Genomic DNA, 18,054 nt, shown 5'->3' with positions numbered 1-18,054 from the left:
TTTCTGCATTAATAGCATGTGAAATTAATAATCTGAAAAAACTAAAAATTTAATATGAAAACCGCATTAATAACCGGGGCTACCAGCGGCATTGGCCGTGCCACTGCCCGATATTTTGCCAAAAACCATTTCAGGCTTATTATTTGTGGCCGCCGCGAAGAAAGGCTTGCCGAACTTCAGGATGAATTTTCGGCCTTAACGCAGGTGCACACCCTTACTTTTGACGTAAGTAACCGGCAGGCTGTTGAAGAAGCTATTTCATCTTTGCCCGATGACTTTAAAGACATTGATATATTAATAAACAATGCCGGAAATGCACACGGGCTGGACCCTATTGAAAACGGCAGTACCGACGACTGGGATGCCATGCTGGATATAAATGTAAAAGGGCTGCTGTATGTTTCTAAAGCGGTTATACCGGGCATGGTGGCACGCAGCCACGGCCATATTATAAACATTGGGTCTATTGCAGGTAAAGAAGTGTACCCTAACGGAAATGTATACTGCGCCTCTAAGCATGCGGTAGATGCGCTTAACCAGGGCATGCGTATGGACTTAAACCAATATGGCATACGCGTGGGGGCCATAAACCCCGGGCTGGTTGAAACTGAATTTAGCGAAGTACGCTTTAAAGGCGATACTGAACGCGCAGGCAATGTGTATAAAGGCTATGAGCCGCTTAAAGCAGAAGATATTGCAGACATTATCACCTTTGTGGTTACGCGCCCCTACCATGTAAATATTGCTGACTTAACTGTGCTGCCAACCGCACAGGCCAGCGCAACTATGGTTAAAAAGGGGTAATAGCCAAAATATGATATAATAAAAATCCCGCCGGTTGGCGGGATTTTCAGTTTTATGAAGTAGCCTCTTTAATGGCTTCCTTGATTTTGATTTCGAGCTCTTCAGACAGTTCGGGGTTGTCTTTAATGAGCGATTTTACCGCATCGCGGCCCTGCCCCAGCTTGGTATCACCGTAGCTGAACCATGAACCGGATTTTTTAACGATTTCAAACTCTACCGCCAAATCCAGTATTTCGCCGGTTTTGCTTACGCCCTCACCGTACATGATGTCGAACTCTGCGGTTTTAAACGGAGGCGCCACTTTGTTTTTAACCACTTTTACTTTGGTGCGGTTACCTATTACATTTTCGCCGTCTTTAATCTGAGATGAACGGCGTATATCTAAACGTACCGAAGCGTAGAATTTAAGGGCGTTACCACCGGTAGTAGTTTCGGGGTTACCAAACATAACACCGATTTTTTCCCTAAGCTGGTTAATGAAGAATACTGTACAGTGGGTTTTGCTGATGGTAGCTGTTAATTTTCTAAGCGCCTGGCTCATAAGCCTGGCGTGTAGCCCCATTTTGCTGTCGCCCATTTCGCCTTCAATCTCACTTTTTGGCGTAAGCGCCGCAACTGAGTCAATCACTACAATATCTATGGCGCCGCTACGGATAAGGTTTTCGGCAATTTCCAATGCCTGCTCACCGTTATCGGGTTGCGATATGATGAGGTTTTCTATATCTACGCCCAGTTTTTCAGCATAATTACGGTCAAACGCGTGCTCGGCATCAATAAACGCGGCAATACCGCCCGCTTTTTGCGCTTCGGCAATGGCATGTAGCGTAAGGGTGGTTTTACCCGAAGATTCCGGCCCGTATATTTCTATAATCCTGCCGCGCGGGTACCCGTTAACGCCCAGTGCGAGGTCTACCCCCAGCGAACCCGAAGGGATGCTTTCTACCTCCTCAACGGCCTGGTCGCCCATTTTCATTACGGTACCCTTACCGTAAGCTTTATCAAGTTTATCTAATGTTAGCTGTAATGCTTTAAGTTTTGCTTCTTTTTCTCCGCTCATTTCTCAAGTAGTATTTTGCGTAAAAATAAGCCTTTTTTTTGGTGTGGCAATGTGGGGGACAAAGGGTGTGGATAAAAAATTAAGGTTGTGGTTTTTATGAGGAATTTTTTGGTAAATTTAACAATCAACCAAAATCAATTATTTTATGACAATAAATAATCAAGCTAAATTTTATCGAGGAGATATACATATACATTCATTCGGCCAGTTTGGCTTTGGCTCCTATGATGTAAGCGACACTACGATGACTCCGCAAGCAATAGTCGATACAGCTATTGAAAAGAATCTTCAAATAATAAGTATTACTGACCATAATGAAATTAACAACTCTTTCGCAGCGATTGATTATGCTAAAGATAAAAACATTTTGGTTATACCAGGTATTGAAGTGACCACTACCCAAGGGCATTTACTCGTATATTTTGAAACTTTTGATCAATTAAGAGCCTTTAACGGAAAACTCAATTATACTTCCGATAGAAAGTTGTGTAACCAAGGGATTGTAGAATGTTTGAATTTTGCAAATCAAGATGATGGTTTTGGTATTTTAGCTCATATTGAGCTTACTTCTGGATTTGAACAAATGATAGGACGATTCGGCCCCCAAATTGAAGAGATTTTGAAAATAAAAAATCTCCTTGGGTTTGAGATAAGTTCAAAAACATCAATTAATTTTTATACGGATTTAGACACTTCTGATAAGATGGCAGATCGCTGTAATCTTATGAATATTAGAAGAGCTGCATTAGAGCAAGATGCTGAATACAATCTACCTAAAATTATGAGCTCTGATTCACATACCTTAAGCAAATTAGGAATCAATGCTGACGGGGAAAATAAACTTACTAGATATAAAGTTGATGAATTAAATTATCATTCGATAAAAATTGCTTTACAATACCATGAATCAAGAATTAGGCTTGAAAATGAAATACCCGAAGTCAAGCCTCACATTAAGAGTATTAAAATTGAAGGGGGGCTTTTCAAAGATGTAGAAATAAATTTAAGCAGCAATTTGACTTGTATAATTGGGGGTAGGGGAGCTGGAAAATCAACTCTATTAGAAGCAATACGTGAAGCCACAGGAAATAAATCGAAGGCAGGAGTAGTGGATTCAGATGTTTGGCCTCAAAAAATCAATATAGTTTATTATGATGAAGCAAATCGAAGAATAGATTTTGCTAGAGAAAAAAACAGTAGTGTAAGAAATATTACCGATCCAATCAATGGTATAAATAAAGTAGAAATTGAAACGTATGGTCAGGGTGAAACGGCTGAAACATTGCAACATAGTGATGAAAACCCACAAATCCTGATAAACTTTCTAGACAGCTTTTTAAATATTGAGGATAAAATCTTACAAGAGAAAATAATAATTAATCAATTGTTGGAGAATCAAAGTTCTTCAAAAAAAATCAGATTGGAGCTTCTTAGTTACGATGCTACTGTAAAAGCATTAAACAATGAACAAAAAAAACTTAACAAGTTAAAACAAGAGAAGGCAGGAGAACTTGTTGAATACCAAAATGCTCTAATAAAAGAAAGACAAATAAGAAAAGACTTAATTAGCAAGTTAAATGATTTGATAAAGACATATAGAGAAATACTTTCAGACAACACTGCGATAAATTCTTTATTAGCTATTCCAGAAGATGAAATTTCGATTGGGAAAGATTTTTTTATTAATGTTAAAAATATACTTTCTGATTTTTCTGGAATTGTTGAAGTTAAGTCTACAGAGCTAAATGCGGAACTATCCAAGAAAATAGAAGATTTAAAAATTCAGTTAAAAAGCTGGGGTGATAAAGAGAGTGAAATACAATCAAAAATAGATGCAAAAAAAGCAGAATTAGAAGAGCAGGGGATTCCATTTGATTTAGGTAAGATTAACCAGATATCTAAAGACATCTTGGATTATCAAAAAAAAATAGAAAAATTAGATTTGGAAAAATTAGATTTGGAAAAACTTAATAGAGATCGGCAATCTTTAATAGAAAATAGAAAGGTTATTAAAGATGAAATTTTTGAAATAAGAAAAAGTTTTAAAGAACGAGCTAATAAAACGCTTAAAAACACAATAGATGGGTTTTTCATAACTATAAAATATAAAAAAGGGTTGTTTTCTCAAGAATTTGAAGAATTATTAAAGAGTAAAATGGACTGGAGACAAAATAGAAAGTCAAAGATTATTTCTTCACATTATTCAATCCCAGAATTTTTGAAAATTTGTCACGAAAAAGACTACTTAAAATTTACGGTATTAAAAGATGCAGAGGAAAATCAGATCTTTTCACAATCAGAGAGTCAGAATATTATAAATAAAATTTTGAGTGATTACAATTTTGAAGATTTTGAGTCGCTTTTTTATGATGACATGCCTGAAGTAACAGTTACAAAGTCCTTTATGGACAATAGTGGTAATCCACAGTATATCGTAAAGCCATTGTCAAAACTATCATTAGGGCAACAGCAATCAGTATTATTGGGGATTTTGATGTTATCGGACAGCAATAGACCTCTCATTATTGATCAGCCAGAAGATAATTTAGATAGTGAGTTTATATTTAAAACAATTGTAAAGAATTTAAGAAAAATTAAAGAGCAAAGACAAGTTATAATAGTTACACATAATCCTAATATTGCAGTATTAGGCGATGCGGAATTGATTATACCTCTCAAAAGCACAAGTATGTTGACCCATGTGACAGATCCAGGCTCAATTGATAGGACTGAAACAAGGCTAATATGCTGCGAAATACTGGAAGGAGGAAAAAGAGCTTTTAAACAACGGGAAATGATATACGGTATAAAATAATATTTTTTCTGCCTTGGCGGCGGTTCCGCCATTTGGGGCCACATTTTATACTTATTTCTTTTAACTTAAATTGTGATAGCAGTGCAGCGTGATGACTGAAACTACCTCTGCTTTAAAACCTCAAACAATAATTCCGGTTCGTTGGTTGTAATGTATTCTGCGTTCTGGTTAATCAGGTTTTGCATTTCGGCACAGTCATTCACCGTCCAGGCATTTATGGTTAGGCCAAGCTTATGGGCCTCGGCAATCCATGTGGGGTTTTTCTGATACACGCTAAAGTGGTAGTCCAGCCCGGTATAGCCGGCTTCTTTGGCTTCGGCAGGGGTTTTGTCGCCGTTGAGGTATTGCACTTTTACGTTTTTATCTAACTCATGCAGGTGTTTGCCAACCTCCCAGCTAAAGCAAATATATTCTACCCATTTTTGGGCTTTTAATTTTTTTACAAGGGCAAAAACACTATCGGTTACGGCTATACTACGCTCCGGGCTTATCTGGCTTGTTTTTATTTCCAGTATCAGTTTGGTTTTTTGCTGCTTCATACCTTCGGTAAGGTAAGCTTCCAGTGTGGGGATGCGCTCTCCGTTGGGGTGCTTTTTGGTAAGCAATTCGGCATAGGTGCTTTTTTCAATATCAAGGCCATAAAATTCGTGGTCGTGGTTTACTACCAAAATACCGTCTGCCGTCATGTGTACATCAAACTCACTACCGTGGCAACCTTCGGCAATGGCCCGGTCTAAAGAGGCAATGCTGTTTTCGGGCAGGTTGTTGGTTTTCCAGGCGCCACGGTGGGCCACCACAATATTATTATTAAACTGCGCCAGGGCAGTAAGTGTACATAACAGGTAAAGGGAGGCTGAATACAATAGTTTTTTCATGATACTGCTGCTAATTAATGCTGCAAATATACGCCCTGTAATATTAAGGGAGGGTTAAAACATATCCTCACCCGGTTGCTGCCACCAACTAAACAAAATTTTTTTACCTTTGCGGCGGTTCCTCCAATTGGAGCCAAAAAACATATTTTTTTTCTTACTTAACTTAAATTGTGATAGCATGCAACTGTATAACACTTTAAGCGCAGAAGAAAGGGCCGCACTTATAGAAGAAAGCGGTAAACAGCGCCTTACGCTGTCTTTCTACGCCTATGCGCACATTACCGACCCGCAACAATTTCGTGATGAACTTTTCCTGGCATGGAACAAACTGGAAGTTTTGGGCCGTATTTATGTAGCCAAAGAGGGTATTAATGCCCAGCTTTCGCTTCCGGCAGATAACTTTTACGAGTTTAAGGACCATTTGGAAACCTACGATTTTATGAAAGGCATACGCCTGAATGTTGCCGTAGAGCAGGACGACCTTTCGTTTTTGAAACTGACTGTTAAAGTGCGCAATAAAATTGTAGCCGACGGCCTTAATGATGAAACGTTTGATGTAACCAATAAGGGCATACACGTAAAAGCAAAGGAGTTCAACACTTTATTAGAAGACCCTAATACCATTGTGGTAGACTTCCGTAACCATTATGAGAGCGAAGTAGGCCATTTTAAAGGTGCCATTACACCGGATGTGGATACCTTTCGCGAATCGCTGCCCATAATTGAGCAAAACCTTGCCGACCACAAAGAAGATAAAAACCTGCTGATGTATTGCACCGGGGGTATCCGTTGTGAGAAGGCTTCAGCTTTTTTTAAACACAAAGGTTTTAAAAATGTGTACCAGCTTGAGGGCGGTATTATAGAATATACCCGCCAGATACAGGCCGAAGGGCTGGAAAGTAAATTTATAGGTAAAAATTTTGTGTTTGACCACCGTTTGGGCGAGCGTATTACCGATGATATTATTGCACAGTGCCACCAGTGCGGCAAACCGTGCGATAACCATACCAACTGCGCCAATGAGGCGTGCCACCTGCTGTTTATTCAGTGTGATGAGTGTAAGGCTGCTATGCAGAACACCTGCTCTACGGAGTGTTTTGAAACCATTCTGTTGCCTATAGAGGAACAGCGCATGCTACGTAAAGGCATTATGAAGGGCAATATGGTGTTTAAAAAAGGTAAAAGCGACAAGCTTACCTACAAAAAAAGCGGCGAACTGCCCGATGTAGCCATTGCTACCGCACCAAAACCCATTCGCCACCGTACACGCAAAACACTTATAGGCAAAGGCGAGCATTATTATACCAAAGCCAGTATAGCGCAGTTTACCATAGGGCAGGGAGAACTTAACCTGGGTGACAAGGTTATCATCTCCGGGCCAAGTACCGGCGAACAGCTGCTTACTGTTGAAGCCATGCGCGTAAACGGGGCAGAAGGCACTGTCGCCAAAGCCGGCGATAAGGTTACGTTTAATGTGCCATTCCGTATACGTTTATCCGATAAGTTATATAAAGTACTATAACTATATATAAGTTAACACGTTAACCCTAAAGCCTGTACCTGTGTACAGGCTTTATTTATACCTCTTATGCAATATACATTAACAACATTCAATTAAAAAAACACTATCTTTATCGCCAAATACGTTGTAGTAAATAATCACGAATCGTAGTGGCACAGCCACGACCTATATATATTCTGACATATGGCATGTACAAATTGTTCTACGGGTTCTAAAGACGGAACACCGAGAGGATGTAAAAATAACGGTACCTGTGGTACCGACAGTTGTAATAAACTTACTGTTTTTGACTGGCTTAGTAATATGAGCCTGCCCGGCGGGCAAAAACCTTTTGACTGTGTTGAGGTCCGCTTTAAAAATGGCCGCAAAGAGTTCTTCCGCAATACCGAAAATATTACCCTGAGCATTGGCGATATTGTAGCTACCGAGGCTTCGCCCGGGCACGATATTGGTATTGTAACCCTTACGGGGGAACTGGTAAAAATGCAGATGAAGAAAAAAGGGGCCGACCCATATGGTGAGGCGCTTAAAATATACCGCAAAGCCAGCCAGAAAGATATTGATATATGGAGTGAGGCACGCGCCAAAGAAGAACCTATGAAGGTAATTGCGCGCGAACTGGCTATAAAACTGAACCTTGAAATGAAAATTTCGGATATTGAGTTTCAGGGAGATGCCTCTAAGGCTACTTTTTACTATACGGCTAATGACCGGGTAGATTTTCGCCAGCTTATTAAAGACTATGCGCGTGAGTTTGGCATACGTATTGAAATGAAACAGGTAGGGTTTCGCCAGGAGGCCGCAAGGCTTGGCGGCATTGGTTCGTGCGGGCGTGAATTGTGCTGCAGCACCTGGTTAACCGATTTCAGGAGTGTAAATACTTCTGCGGCGCGTTACCAGCAGCTATCGCTTAACCCACAAAAACTTGCCGGGCAGTGCGGCAAACTGAAATGCTGCCTAAACTATGAACTGGATACGTATCTGGATGCTATTAAAGGCATGCCAGACCTTGATACTAAGCTTTTTACAGAAAAAGGCGATGCTATTTGCCAGAAAGTGGATATATTTAAAGAACTGATGTGGTTTGCGTATACCGATAATATGGCCCACTGGCATGTGCTCAAGGTGACTCAGGTTAAAGAACTGGTGGCGCTTAATAAGCAAAAACAGCGTATAACGGCACTGGAGGATTATGTAGAAGAACCAAGCGCTGCCGAAATTGTTGAAAAAAGCTTTCAGAATGCTGTGGGGCAAGACAGCCTTACCCGTTTTGATAAACCTAAACCAAAGAAAAAAAGGCCCAACAAAAAAAGAAAACCTACTGGTGAGAGAAATGCCCGTAATAATAAAAAATAGCCTCGTTGCGTTTATAATATTGCTGCTTTGTTCCTGCGACAGAGACATGGTTTTTGACGAGTATAAAGAAGTTGGCAGTGCGTGGAATAAAGACAGCATTGTTACTTTTGAGTTTAACCGCCAGGATACCCTTGCGCATTATAACCTGTTTATAAACATACGCAACAACAACAACTACCCTTACAGCAACCTGTTTCTTATTGTACAGATGCAGCAACCCGATACCAATATTACCAAGGTAGATACCCTTGAGTATGAAATGGCCAACCCAGACGGCACCCTTATGGGCAGCGGCTTTAGCGATGTTAAAGAAAGCAAGCTTTGGTACAAACAAAACATTAGTTTCCCCAAACCGGGCAATTACCAGGTAAGTATACAGCAGGCCGTGCGCGAGCCCGGCGACGTGCCCGGCGTTCAGGAGCTGGAAGGCATAACTGAAGTAGGATTTCGTATTGAATCAACACAATAAAAAACAATGGCTACACAGAAAAGATCTAAAAAAGACACTAGTGATTTTTCAGGCTATATAAAAAAGTTCTGGATATTATTTGGCATCTGCTTTTTTACCGTTATCCTTTTTTTCCTCCTGGCTTCCTGGGGTGCTTTTGGTAAAATGCCCTCATTTGAACAATTAGAAAACCCGGATTCTAACCAGGCAACCGAAATTATCTCTTCAGACGGTAAAACACTGGGTAAATTCTATGTAAAAAACCGTACTCCCATAAAATATGAAGACCTTCCCAAATCTATTGTAGATGCTTTAGTGGCTACAGAAGATGAACGTTTTTTTGAACATTCCGGCATTGATGCAAGGGGTACACTAAGGGCTATTATAAAATTAGGTGCTAACGGTGGCGCCAGTACCATTACCCAACAGCTTGCCAAAAACCTGTTTCATGGCGAAGGCTCAAAAAATCTATTAGAGCGTGTAGCACAAAAGGCAAAAGAATGGGTTATTGCTATAAGGCTGGAGCGCCAGTATACCAAAAAAGAAATTATAGCCATGTACCTTAACACGGTAGATTTTGTAAACCAGGCAGTAGGTATACGTTCAGCATCAAAAACCTATTTTGGCAAAGAGCCTAAAGATTTAAAAACTGAAGAAGCTGCAGTATTGGTAGGGATGCTTAAAAACCCCTCGCTTTATAACCCGAAGCGGGAATCGAGGCGAGAGCTCGTAACAGATCGCCGTAATACCGTATTACTGCAGATGGTTAAAAACAACTACCTTACAAAAGAGGAAGAAGAAAAACTGGCTGCTAAACCTATAAAACTGGATTTTAACCTTGAAACGCATGATGAGGGTATTGCAACTTACTTTAGAGAATACCTGCGCGGCTATATGGACCAGTGGGTAAAAGACCATCCTAAAAAAGACGGTTCGCTTTATGATGTATATACTGATGGGTTAAAGATTTATACTACGATTGACTCCCGCATGCAAACCTATGCAGAGGAGGCTGTTCATGAACACCTGAGCAACCTGCAGGAAGAGTTTTTCAGCAGGCAGAAAACCAACAAAAACGCACCTTTTATCCGCATTTCGGATGACGAAACGAAACGCATTCTGGACAGGGCCATGAAAAATTCTGACCGTTGGAGGATTATGAAAGGGCAGGATAAAAGTGATGAGGAGATTATTGCTTCTTTCAACAAAAAGACAGAAATGACCATTTTTACGTGGAAGGGTGACAGGGATACGATAATGACCCCTATGGACTCCATCAGGTATTACAAGCACTTTTTGCAAACCGGGCTTATGTCTATGGATCCACAAACCGGACTGGTTAAGGCCTGGGTTGGCGGTATAGATTATAAGCACTTTCAGTATGACCACGTTATACAGGGCGCCAGGCAGGTAGGCTCAACCTTTAAGCCTTTTGTATATGCTGCTGCCATAGAGCAGCTGCATACTTCTCCCTGCGATACCATATTAGATTCGCCCTTTACCATGCCTAAGGGTAAATATGGTATAGATGCCGCGTGGAGCCCAAGAAACTCTGACGGTAAATTTCATGGTATGGTAACCTATAAATATGCGCTGGCACACTCTATAAATACGGTTTCTGCCAAAATTATTAATAAAGTAGGGCCTAAGGCCGTAGTAGATATGGCGCATAACCTGGGCATTAGCAGCAACATACCTGAGCAGCCTTCTATAGCATTGGGTACAGCCGATGTAACCGTAAGCGAAATGGTGGCGGCATACAGCACTTTTGCCAACCAGGGCATGTATATAAAACCTACGGTAATAACCCGTATTGAAGATAAAAACGGCGTGGTATTGTTCCGTAGCACCCCGGAAACGCATGAAGTAATGAGCAAGGATATTGCCTTTGCCATAATAAAACTTTTAGAAGGGGTAACCGAAACCGGTTCTGGCGCAAGGCTGCGCTATACGGGTGCGGGCGGTGCTGCCTATAAAAGGATGACCGGCTACCCGTATGGCCTTACCAACCCTATTGCCGGTAAAACCGGTACTACCCAAAACCAGAGCGACGGCTGGTTTATAGCCATGGTACCCAACCTTTCTACCGGAATATGGGTAGGTAACGAAGACCGATCGGCGCACTTTGGCAGTATTACCTATGGCCAGGGCGCCGCTATGGCGCTGCCTATTTGGGGGATATATATGAAAAAATGTTATGCCGATAAAACACTTGATGTCTCTAAGAAAGATTTTGAGCGCCCTGATAACCTTTCTATTAAAGTAGACTGCTGGAAAACTGCCGAGAAAGATTCTACCATTGTAGAGGATGATAATAAGCCCGACCTTAACGACCTTCTGGGCACAGGTGGCATTTAAAAAATATTGTTTTATTTACAAAAAACATCTTCATTTGAAGGTGTTTTTTTATATTTACTTCTTAAAAACCATATATTTTATATGATTAATAAAAAAGTAACTTCTGTTGCAGAAGCCGTACAGGGTATTACGGATAGTATGACCATAATGCTGGGCGGGTTTGGACTGTGTGGCATCCCCGAAAACAGCATAGCCCAACTGGTAAAAATGGGGGTTAAAAACCTTACCTGCATATCTAATAATGCCGGCGTTGATGATTTTGGCCTGGGGCTGCTGCTGCAAAAAAAGCAAATTAAAAAGATGATATCGAGCTACGTGGGCGAAAATGCCGAGTTTGAACGGCAGATGCTGAGTGGCGAGCTTGACGTAGAACTTACCCCACAGGGAACGTTAGCAGAGAAATGCCGTGCGGCACAGGCCGGTATACCTGCGTTCTATACGCCTGCCGGATATGGTACCGAGGTAGCCGAAGGCAAAGAATCACGCGAGTGGAATGGCAAAATGCATGTACTTGAAGAAGCCTTTAAAGCTGACTTTGCTATTGTAAAGGCCTGGAAGGGTGATGAGGCCGGAAACCTTGTTTTTAAAGGGACTGCCCGCAATTTTAATGCGGTTATGGCAGGGGCAGCTAAAATTACCATTGCTGAGGTAGAAGAACTGGTGCCTGCCGGAGAACTGGACCCTAATTTTATTCATGTACCCGGAATTTTTGTACAGCGTATTTTTCAGGGAGAAACCTATGAAAAACGCATAGAACAGCGTACGGTAAGGACAAATAACCAGTCTGTTTCTTAATATTATAAACTGATAATCATGGCTTTAGATAAAATAGGAATTGCCAAACGTATTGCTAAAGAATTGCAGGATGGCTATTTTGTAAACTTAGGGATTGGTATCCCGACTTTGGTTGCTAATTATATTCCGGAAGGTATCAGCGTAGAGTTCCAGAGTGAGAACGGCGTGCTGGGCATGGGACCCTTTCCATTTGAGGGTCAGGAAGATGCAGACATAATTAATGCCGGTAAACAAACCATTACTACCCTGCCGGGTGCCTCATTTTTTGATAGTGCCACCAGCTTTGGCATGATAAGGGGCCAGCATGTAGACCTTACCATACTGGGTGCCATGGAAGTAGCCGAAAATGGCGATATTGCCAACTGGAAAATTCCGGGGAAGATGGTTAAGGGCATGGGTGGCGCTATGGATCTGGTAGCCAGTGCCGAAAATATTATTGTAGCGATGATGCACGTAAATAAGGCAGGCGAAAGTAAACTGCTGAAACGATGTACATTACCCCTAACAGGTGTAGGCTGCGTAAAAAAAATTGTAACTGAACTGGCTGTTATTGAAGTAGTTGCAGAAGGTTTTAAATTGCTGGAACGTGCACCCGGTATAACTGTAGAAGATATAAAAAATGCTACCGAAGGCAACCTGATTATAGAGGGTGAAATTCCGGAAATGGCATTTTAGCATAAGGATAAAGATTGCCTAAAAAAGGCTGTTTCTTTCACTTTTTGTACAAAAATTACAATAGTGGTGTGAAAGAAAAAATTTTCTAAAACCCTGAAAATGTGCTATCGAATAAAAATTATTTCACAGCAGTGGATACTGTAACAGGGTGTTGAATTTTGCAAAGGTCGAAAAAACTTTTTTTGCTTTCAGAAGCTTTCCTTTCAGCAGATTTATTGTAAAAACTGTAAACCGTAAACTTAAAACTGTAAACTGAACACTACTTCGGTATCGCGTCTATCAGCTTTTGGGTATACGGTTTTTGCGGATGTTCATATAGGGCATCCGCTTCGTTTTTTTCCTCAATCCTGCCTTTGTTCATTACCAGTACCTGGTCGCTCATATACTTCACCACGGCAAGGTCGTGCGAAATGAAAATATAGGTAAAGCCAAAATCTTCTTTCAGTTCGTTTAACAGGTTGAGCACCTGTGCCTGCACCGAGATATCCAGCGCAGAGACCGACTCATCGCAAACAATTAATTTGGGCTGCAACGCTATGGTACGGGCTATGCCAATACGCTGCCGCTGCCCGCCTGAAAATTCATGTGGGTAGCGGTTAAAATACGCCTCGCCCAGCCCTACGCGCTCCAGTAGTTCCAATGCCTTTTCGCGGCGTTCAGCAGCCGTTTTGTATAACTTGTGCACCTTCATGGGTTCGGTAATGGCTTCGCCTACGGTAAGCCGCGGGTTAAGGCTGGAATACGGATCCTGAAAGATAATCTGTATCTCCTTTCGCAACTGCCGTATCTCTTTTTTAGACAAACTGGCAAGGTCTGCGCCCCGGTACAATATTTTTCCGGCAGTAGGCTTATCTAATTGCAAAATGGCATTGCCCAGGGTACTCTTGCCACAGCCAGACTCGCCCACAAGGCCAAGGGTTTCGCCTTCATACAATTTAAAGCTCACATCGTTAACGGCTTTAAAACCTGTCTTTTTCCCTAAAATCCCGGCAGATGAAAAGTACTCTTTCTCTACATTTATAACCTCTAAAAGCGGAGCCTGTGCATATAGCGCCTTGTGCTTTTCGGCACGCATCTGCGGGGTAATTTCTATATCGCTTACGGCATTGGTAAGGTAGTCCTGTATGGTGGGCAGGCGCCGCAGGCGTACCTCCAGAGATGGCCGCGAATTAATGAGCGCTTTGGTGTAGGTATGCTGCGGATAGTTAAAGATGCTGTCGGCATCGCCCTGCTCTACAATTTCGCCTTTATACATCACCAGCACCCTATTGGCAATGCCCGAAACCAGCGAAAGGTCGTGCGAAATGAAGATGATGCTCATGCCTGTTTCCTGCTGGAGTGATTTTAAGAGCAGTATAATTTCTTTTTGTACGGTAACATCCAGTGCCGTAGTAGGCTCATCTGCTATAAGAATTTTGGGTTTGCAGGCAATGGCCATGGCAATCATAACCCGTTGCTTTTGTCCTCCCGAAATTTCGTGCGGATAGCGATTATATATTGCATCCGGATCCGGCAATTTTACTTTTTCAAACAACTCCAGCACCTGTTGTTTTATTTCAGTAGCCGATAACGCTGTATGCTGTTTTAAAATCTCGCCTACCTGGTAGCCACAACGCATAGAGGGGTTTAGTGAACTCATAGGTTCCTGAAAAACCATGGCAATAGCATTGCCGCGTAATAAGCGCATTTCTTTAGGAGATAACCGAGAAATATTGTTCCCTTCAAATAAAATACGCCCTTCGGTTACCTGCAATATACCTTTGGGCAGCAACCCCATAATGGCCAGCGAGGTTACCGATTTACCGGAACCGCTCTCGCCCACTATCCCCAAAATTTCATTTTGGTTAAGTGTAAAGCTGCTGTTTATAACTATAGGCTGCCATTGCCCGGCCACACGGGCCGATAGGGTTACGTTATCAATATGCAGCAACGGTTGTTTCATGCTACGTTATCTTAGCGGTGTAATCCAGGTTTGTGGGTTTAGGTATGTGGTATTTTGCAATATATAAAAGTTAATAGCTGTCTTGCCCGAAGGGCTTGTATACGCCGTACCTATACTTTGTTTAAGGCTTACTTTTGTGCCTGCGCTAACCGATACGGTGCCCAGGTTTTTATATACCGAAATATAGTTACCATGCTGTATGTATACCGTTTTGGTATTGGTGTTTTCGTCAAGTTGTACCATGCTTACCTCACCGCCAAATATTGTCCTTATTTCTGCACCCGGCGTGGTAGATATTTCTATGCCTGAATTAAATATCTGTATATCGCTATAACCCGGATAGCTTTGGTTGCCATACCCCATAGAAACATACCCCTGTGTTACCGGCCAAGGCAACTTACCTTTATTGGCGGTAAAGTTATTGGCAACAACCTGGCCTTCTTTCGTCAGTACTATTTTAGAGCTCGACCCACTGGCAGCAGCGGCTTTTGTAGAAGACGATTCGCTGCTGGATGCCGCGGTTTTTTTATTGGCAGCGGCAATAGCTTCGCGTATCAGTTTATCTATCTGGCTTTGTATCTTTTTGGTTTCTTTTTTCTTATCGTTTATCTCTGCCGTATATTTCTTTTTGTCTTTTTGTACGGCTTTTACCAGTTTCTCCTGCTCCTTTTTATCATCAACCAGTTGCGCCTTTTGTTTTTCGGCATCAACAAGCAGTTTATCCTTCTCTTTTTTCTGCGATTGTAATTTGGTGTTAAGCGCTTCTAGTTCGGTCATTTTGCCGCGTATTTCCTCGCCCTGCATTTTCCTGAAACCCGCATACTGTTTCATGTACTGCATGCGCTTATAGGCCTGTAAAAAATTATCAGAAGACAGTATAAACATAATACGGCTTTGGGTAGAACGGTTTTTATAGGCCAGTAACAATGTTTTGGCATAATCCTCTTTAAGTACCTTAAGTTCCCGGTTCAGCTTATTTATTTTAAGCTGGTTACGGTAAATATCATCATTAAGCAAACGGGTTTGCTTTTGTATGGTGGCTATAAGCTTTTTACTAAGCTCTATCTTGGTTTCGCTGTCTGATATTTTGGTAAGGAGCGACTTTTCTTTAGCCTTTTCTGAACTTACCAGTGTATTAAGGCTCTGGATTTCTTTAAGTATTTCCGTTTTGCGCTGCTCCAGTTTTTTCTGCTCCGGGGTTTGTCCCCAAACCACAGTACCGGCACATAAAAAGAAAAATACAAGAAATAATTTTTTCATAACTGCTTTATTATCTACTCAATAAAAATCTGTTCAAAGCCTTCGGGCACATCATAAGGAAAACTAAGTTCTTCATTAAATTTAATGGAAGTATACCCTATGTTAATATTAACCACATCTTCCTGTTCGGCCTCAATAGTAATTTCTGCCGGCATTATCATTCCGTCTGCCTCGGTGTAAGATGGGTATTTTATATCTAATGTACGCTGTGGTAACCCCTGTTGCACTACATGTTCCTGTTTTAGCAGGTAATTGGCGCCTTCAAATACCAACTGGCTCATAAGCCCGTTATTATCACTGCCTGTTATATTATACTGCCCGTCTTTAATAAAAGAAGTGTAGTTTATTTTTGGGCTAAGGCTGGCACGTGCTATAAATATATTTTGTACGGTGTTAAAGTCCAGCTCGGTACCTAGCCAGCGGCTCAGTACGGCATAATCTCCCCTAAAAAAAGTACCGCTCATTTTTTCATAATAGCTAACCTCATTTGGTGTTATGCGGGCCTTTGCCATAGTAATGCCCAAAAAGCGCACACTAACAAGTATTATTTCGTCTTTTTTTATCCGTACCTCTGCGTTTAGCCTTTGGCTGTTATGGGCATCTTTATAATACACATTACTCTTAATGAGCAGGGTATTAAAATCTTTAAAATGCTCAAGGTGCCCTGCTATAAGCTCATTGGCTTTTTTCTTGCCGTCGGCAGCCTGTTCTGCCACTACTGCCTGCTTGCTTTTGCAGGAAGAAAGCAATAACAGCCATATAAACAGGGTTACAATACTTTTTTTCATTAATTTATTTTGCTTTTAAGCAGCTCCTTTGCTTTGGTAAAATACAGTTCTTTTTTCTTCTGGTCGCCTAACCCGCCATAGGCCTCGCCCAATTCACGGTTTAATTTTGCCTCAAGTTCCGGGTCTTCCACTACATACTCCATACCGGTTTCCAGCACTTCTTTTGCTTTTTTAAACTGCCCCAGCCTGTTGGCGCCTACCCCGGCAAAACAGTACAGGCTGGCCTGCAACGGGTAATAGTCTATATACTTGTTAGCGCTGTCCCATAACTGCTGGTTTTGGTTAGCGCCCTCATAACTGTACAGTAACAATTCTACCCCCTCTATATCATCACTTTTTTGCTGTAGTCCTTTTTCAAAATAAACGGCAGCCTGGTCATACTTTTGTTTACTGAAAAAAAACTTACCTACTTCTTTAGGCACGTTAACGGTGGCATCATCTTTAAAATAGGTTACCGCCTTGGCAAGGCTGCTGTTATATTGGGGATTATTATTGGTAAAAATAAGAAACTCATTAAGCACGCGGTGCTTAATCTTACTGTCAATTTTTGGGCTGCCCAGTATGCGCAGCATGGCTTCTGAGGCTTTATCACCCTCATTATTATTAAGATGAAACTTAAAAAGGCTTACCTGCGCCCAGTCAGAACCGGGTATCTCCTTTTCAAGCTTTTTGGCCACCTCCTGTGCTTTTTCTTCCTGGTTACTTTCTGAATACAGGTAAATAAGCTCCAGGTAATTAGACTCCTCTTTCGGATTTTTCTTAATGGCTTCTTCCAGCATTTCTTTTTTGGGCTGGCTGTATTTTTCAAGGCTTAAAATCTGCTCTTTATACATTTCCCGCTTATCAGATATGCCTACGGTTTCATCCATCTCCTCAATAAGTGCCAGCGCTTTATCATACTGATAGGTATACATGTATAATGATACTAAATCTTCCTGATAATAATCTTTACGCCATTCCATAAGCTTTTGTACTATAGGTATGGCCTTATTAAAATCCTTGATTTCATAGTACACATCATACAGCCCCTGCCAGTACCAGCGGTTAGAGGCATCTAACGTGGTAGCTTTTTTAAAAGCATTTTCGGCATCGCCATACTGTTTAAGCGCCAGGTAATTTTTGCCCAGCTCATTATAAATAACAGCATTGTCGGGTTGGTGGCTCAGGCATTTTTGTAATGATTGTATGGCCTTATCATAATTTTCAATTCCTTTTTGCTTTAGCGCCTCATAAAAGTTATTCTCAAATTCGGTATTCGCCAGGGCAATTTCATCCGGCTCCTTTTGGGCATAACCTGTTTCAGGCACACAAAGTGCACCTGAGAGCATAAGGCTGTAAAAAAGAATTTTCAACTTCATA

Annotated in this window: 14 protein-coding genes; 8 read left to right on the top strand and 6 right to left on the bottom strand. The window is 41.4% G+C overall.

Features of this window, described 5'->3' with window-relative positions:
• Nucleotides 1–54: 54 nt before the first annotated feature.
• Nucleotides 55–804, top strand: a complete 750-nt coding sequence (locus ABS766_RS13380; protein ID WP_408085698.1) for an SDR family NAD(P)-dependent oxidoreductase — start codon at nucleotides 55–57, stop codon at nucleotides 802–804.
• A gap of 52 nt (nucleotides 805–856) precedes the next feature.
• Here the strand turns inward: ABS766_RS13380 and recA are convergent, their stop codons facing one another.
• Complete coding sequence (recA, locus tag ABS766_RS13375) at nucleotides 857–1,861, bottom strand: recombinase RecA (protein WP_408085697.1); 1,005 nt, start codon at nucleotides 1,859–1,861, stop codon at nucleotides 857–859.
• Nucleotides 1,862–2,006: 145 nt separating this feature from the next.
• Here recA and ABS766_RS13370 point away from each other — a divergent pair, with 145 nt between their 5' ends.
• The gene (locus tag ABS766_RS13370) at nucleotides 2,007–4,676 is read left to right on the top strand and encodes a TrlF family AAA-like ATPase (RefSeq protein WP_408085696.1); all 2,670 of its coding nucleotides are present in this window, start codon (nucleotides 2,007–2,009) and stop codon (nucleotides 4,674–4,676) included.
• A 101-nt stretch (nucleotides 4,677–4,777) separates the two neighbouring features.
• Here the strand turns inward: ABS766_RS13370 and ABS766_RS13365 are convergent, their stop codons facing one another.
• A complete protein-coding gene (locus tag ABS766_RS13365) occupies nucleotides 4,778–5,551 on the bottom strand; it encodes a glycerophosphodiester phosphodiesterase (protein ID WP_408085695.1) in 774 nt (257 codons plus the stop codon).
• Between the two features lie 178 nt (nucleotides 5,552–5,729).
• Here ABS766_RS13365 and trhO point away from each other — a divergent pair, with 178 nt between their 5' ends.
• The 6 genes from trhO to ABS766_RS13335 all read left to right on the top strand — a co-directional run bounded on the left by trhO (nucleotide 5,730) and on the right by ABS766_RS13335 (nucleotide 12,705).
• A complete protein-coding gene (gene trhO / locus ABS766_RS13360; RefSeq protein WP_408085694.1) occupies nucleotides 5,730–7,073 on the top strand; it encodes an oxygen-dependent tRNA uridine(34) hydroxylase TrhO in 1,344 nt (447 codons plus the stop codon).
• Nucleotides 7,074–7,256: 183 nt separating this feature from the next.
• The gene (locus ABS766_RS13355; protein ID WP_408085693.1) at nucleotides 7,257–8,429 is read left to right on the top strand and encodes a PSP1 domain-containing protein; all 1,173 of its coding nucleotides are present in this window, start codon (nucleotides 7,257–7,259) and stop codon (nucleotides 8,427–8,429) included.
• Nucleotides 8,407–8,898, top strand: a complete 492-nt coding sequence (locus ABS766_RS13350; protein ID WP_408085692.1) for a gliding motility lipoprotein GldH — start codon at nucleotides 8,407–8,409, stop codon at nucleotides 8,896–8,898. The genes ABS766_RS13355 and ABS766_RS13350 overlap by 23 nt, the downstream gene beginning before the upstream one ends.
• A gap of 6 nt (nucleotides 8,899–8,904) precedes the next feature.
• Entirely contained in the window at nucleotides 8,905–11,235 is a 2,331-nt protein-coding gene (locus tag ABS766_RS13345; RefSeq protein WP_408085691.1) for a penicillin-binding protein 1A, read from the top strand.
• 81 nt (nucleotides 11,236–11,316) lie between these two features.
• Entirely contained in the window at nucleotides 11,317–12,030 is a 714-nt protein-coding gene (locus ABS766_RS13340; protein ID WP_408085690.1) for a CoA transferase subunit A, read from the top strand.
• Nucleotides 12,031–12,048: 18 nt separating this feature from the next.
• The gene (locus ABS766_RS13335) at nucleotides 12,049–12,705 is read left to right on the top strand and encodes a CoA transferase subunit B (protein ID WP_408085689.1); all 657 of its coding nucleotides are present in this window, start codon (nucleotides 12,049–12,051) and stop codon (nucleotides 12,703–12,705) included.
• Nucleotides 12,706–12,964: 259 nt separating this feature from the next.
• Here ABS766_RS13335 and ABS766_RS13330 read toward each other — a convergent pair whose 3' ends face one another.
• From ABS766_RS13330 to ABS766_RS13315, 4 genes are read right to left on the bottom strand one after another with little or no spacing between them, the layout of a single operon-like run.
• A complete protein-coding gene (locus tag ABS766_RS13330) occupies nucleotides 12,965–14,647 on the bottom strand; it encodes an ABC transporter ATP-binding protein (protein WP_408085688.1) in 1,683 nt (560 codons plus the stop codon).
• A gap of 6 nt (nucleotides 14,648–14,653) precedes the next feature.
• Nucleotides 14,654–15,907, bottom strand: a complete 1,254-nt coding sequence (locus ABS766_RS13325; RefSeq protein ID WP_408085687.1) for a murein hydrolase activator EnvC family protein — start codon at nucleotides 15,905–15,907, stop codon at nucleotides 14,654–14,656.
• A 14-nt stretch (nucleotides 15,908–15,921) separates the two neighbouring features.
• Complete coding sequence (locus ABS766_RS13320; protein ID WP_408085686.1) at nucleotides 15,922–16,695, bottom strand: DUF4292 domain-containing protein; 774 nt, start codon at nucleotides 16,693–16,695, stop codon at nucleotides 15,922–15,924.
• On the bottom strand, nucleotides 16,695–18,053 hold the full coding sequence (locus ABS766_RS13315; protein WP_408085685.1) for a tetratricopeptide repeat protein: 1,359 nt from the start codon (nucleotides 18,051–18,053) through the stop codon (nucleotides 16,695–16,697). The genes ABS766_RS13320 and ABS766_RS13315 overlap by 1 nt, the downstream gene beginning before the upstream one ends.
• Nucleotide 18,054 lies beyond the last annotated feature (1 nt).

The sequence above is a fragment of the Flavobacterium rhizosphaerae genome (assembly GCF_046000445.1).
Lineage (GTDB): Bacteria > Bacteroidota > Bacteroidia > Flavobacteriales > Flavobacteriaceae > Flavobacterium > Flavobacterium rhizosphaerae.
This window is presented reverse-complemented; position numbering and strand designations above follow the sequence as displayed.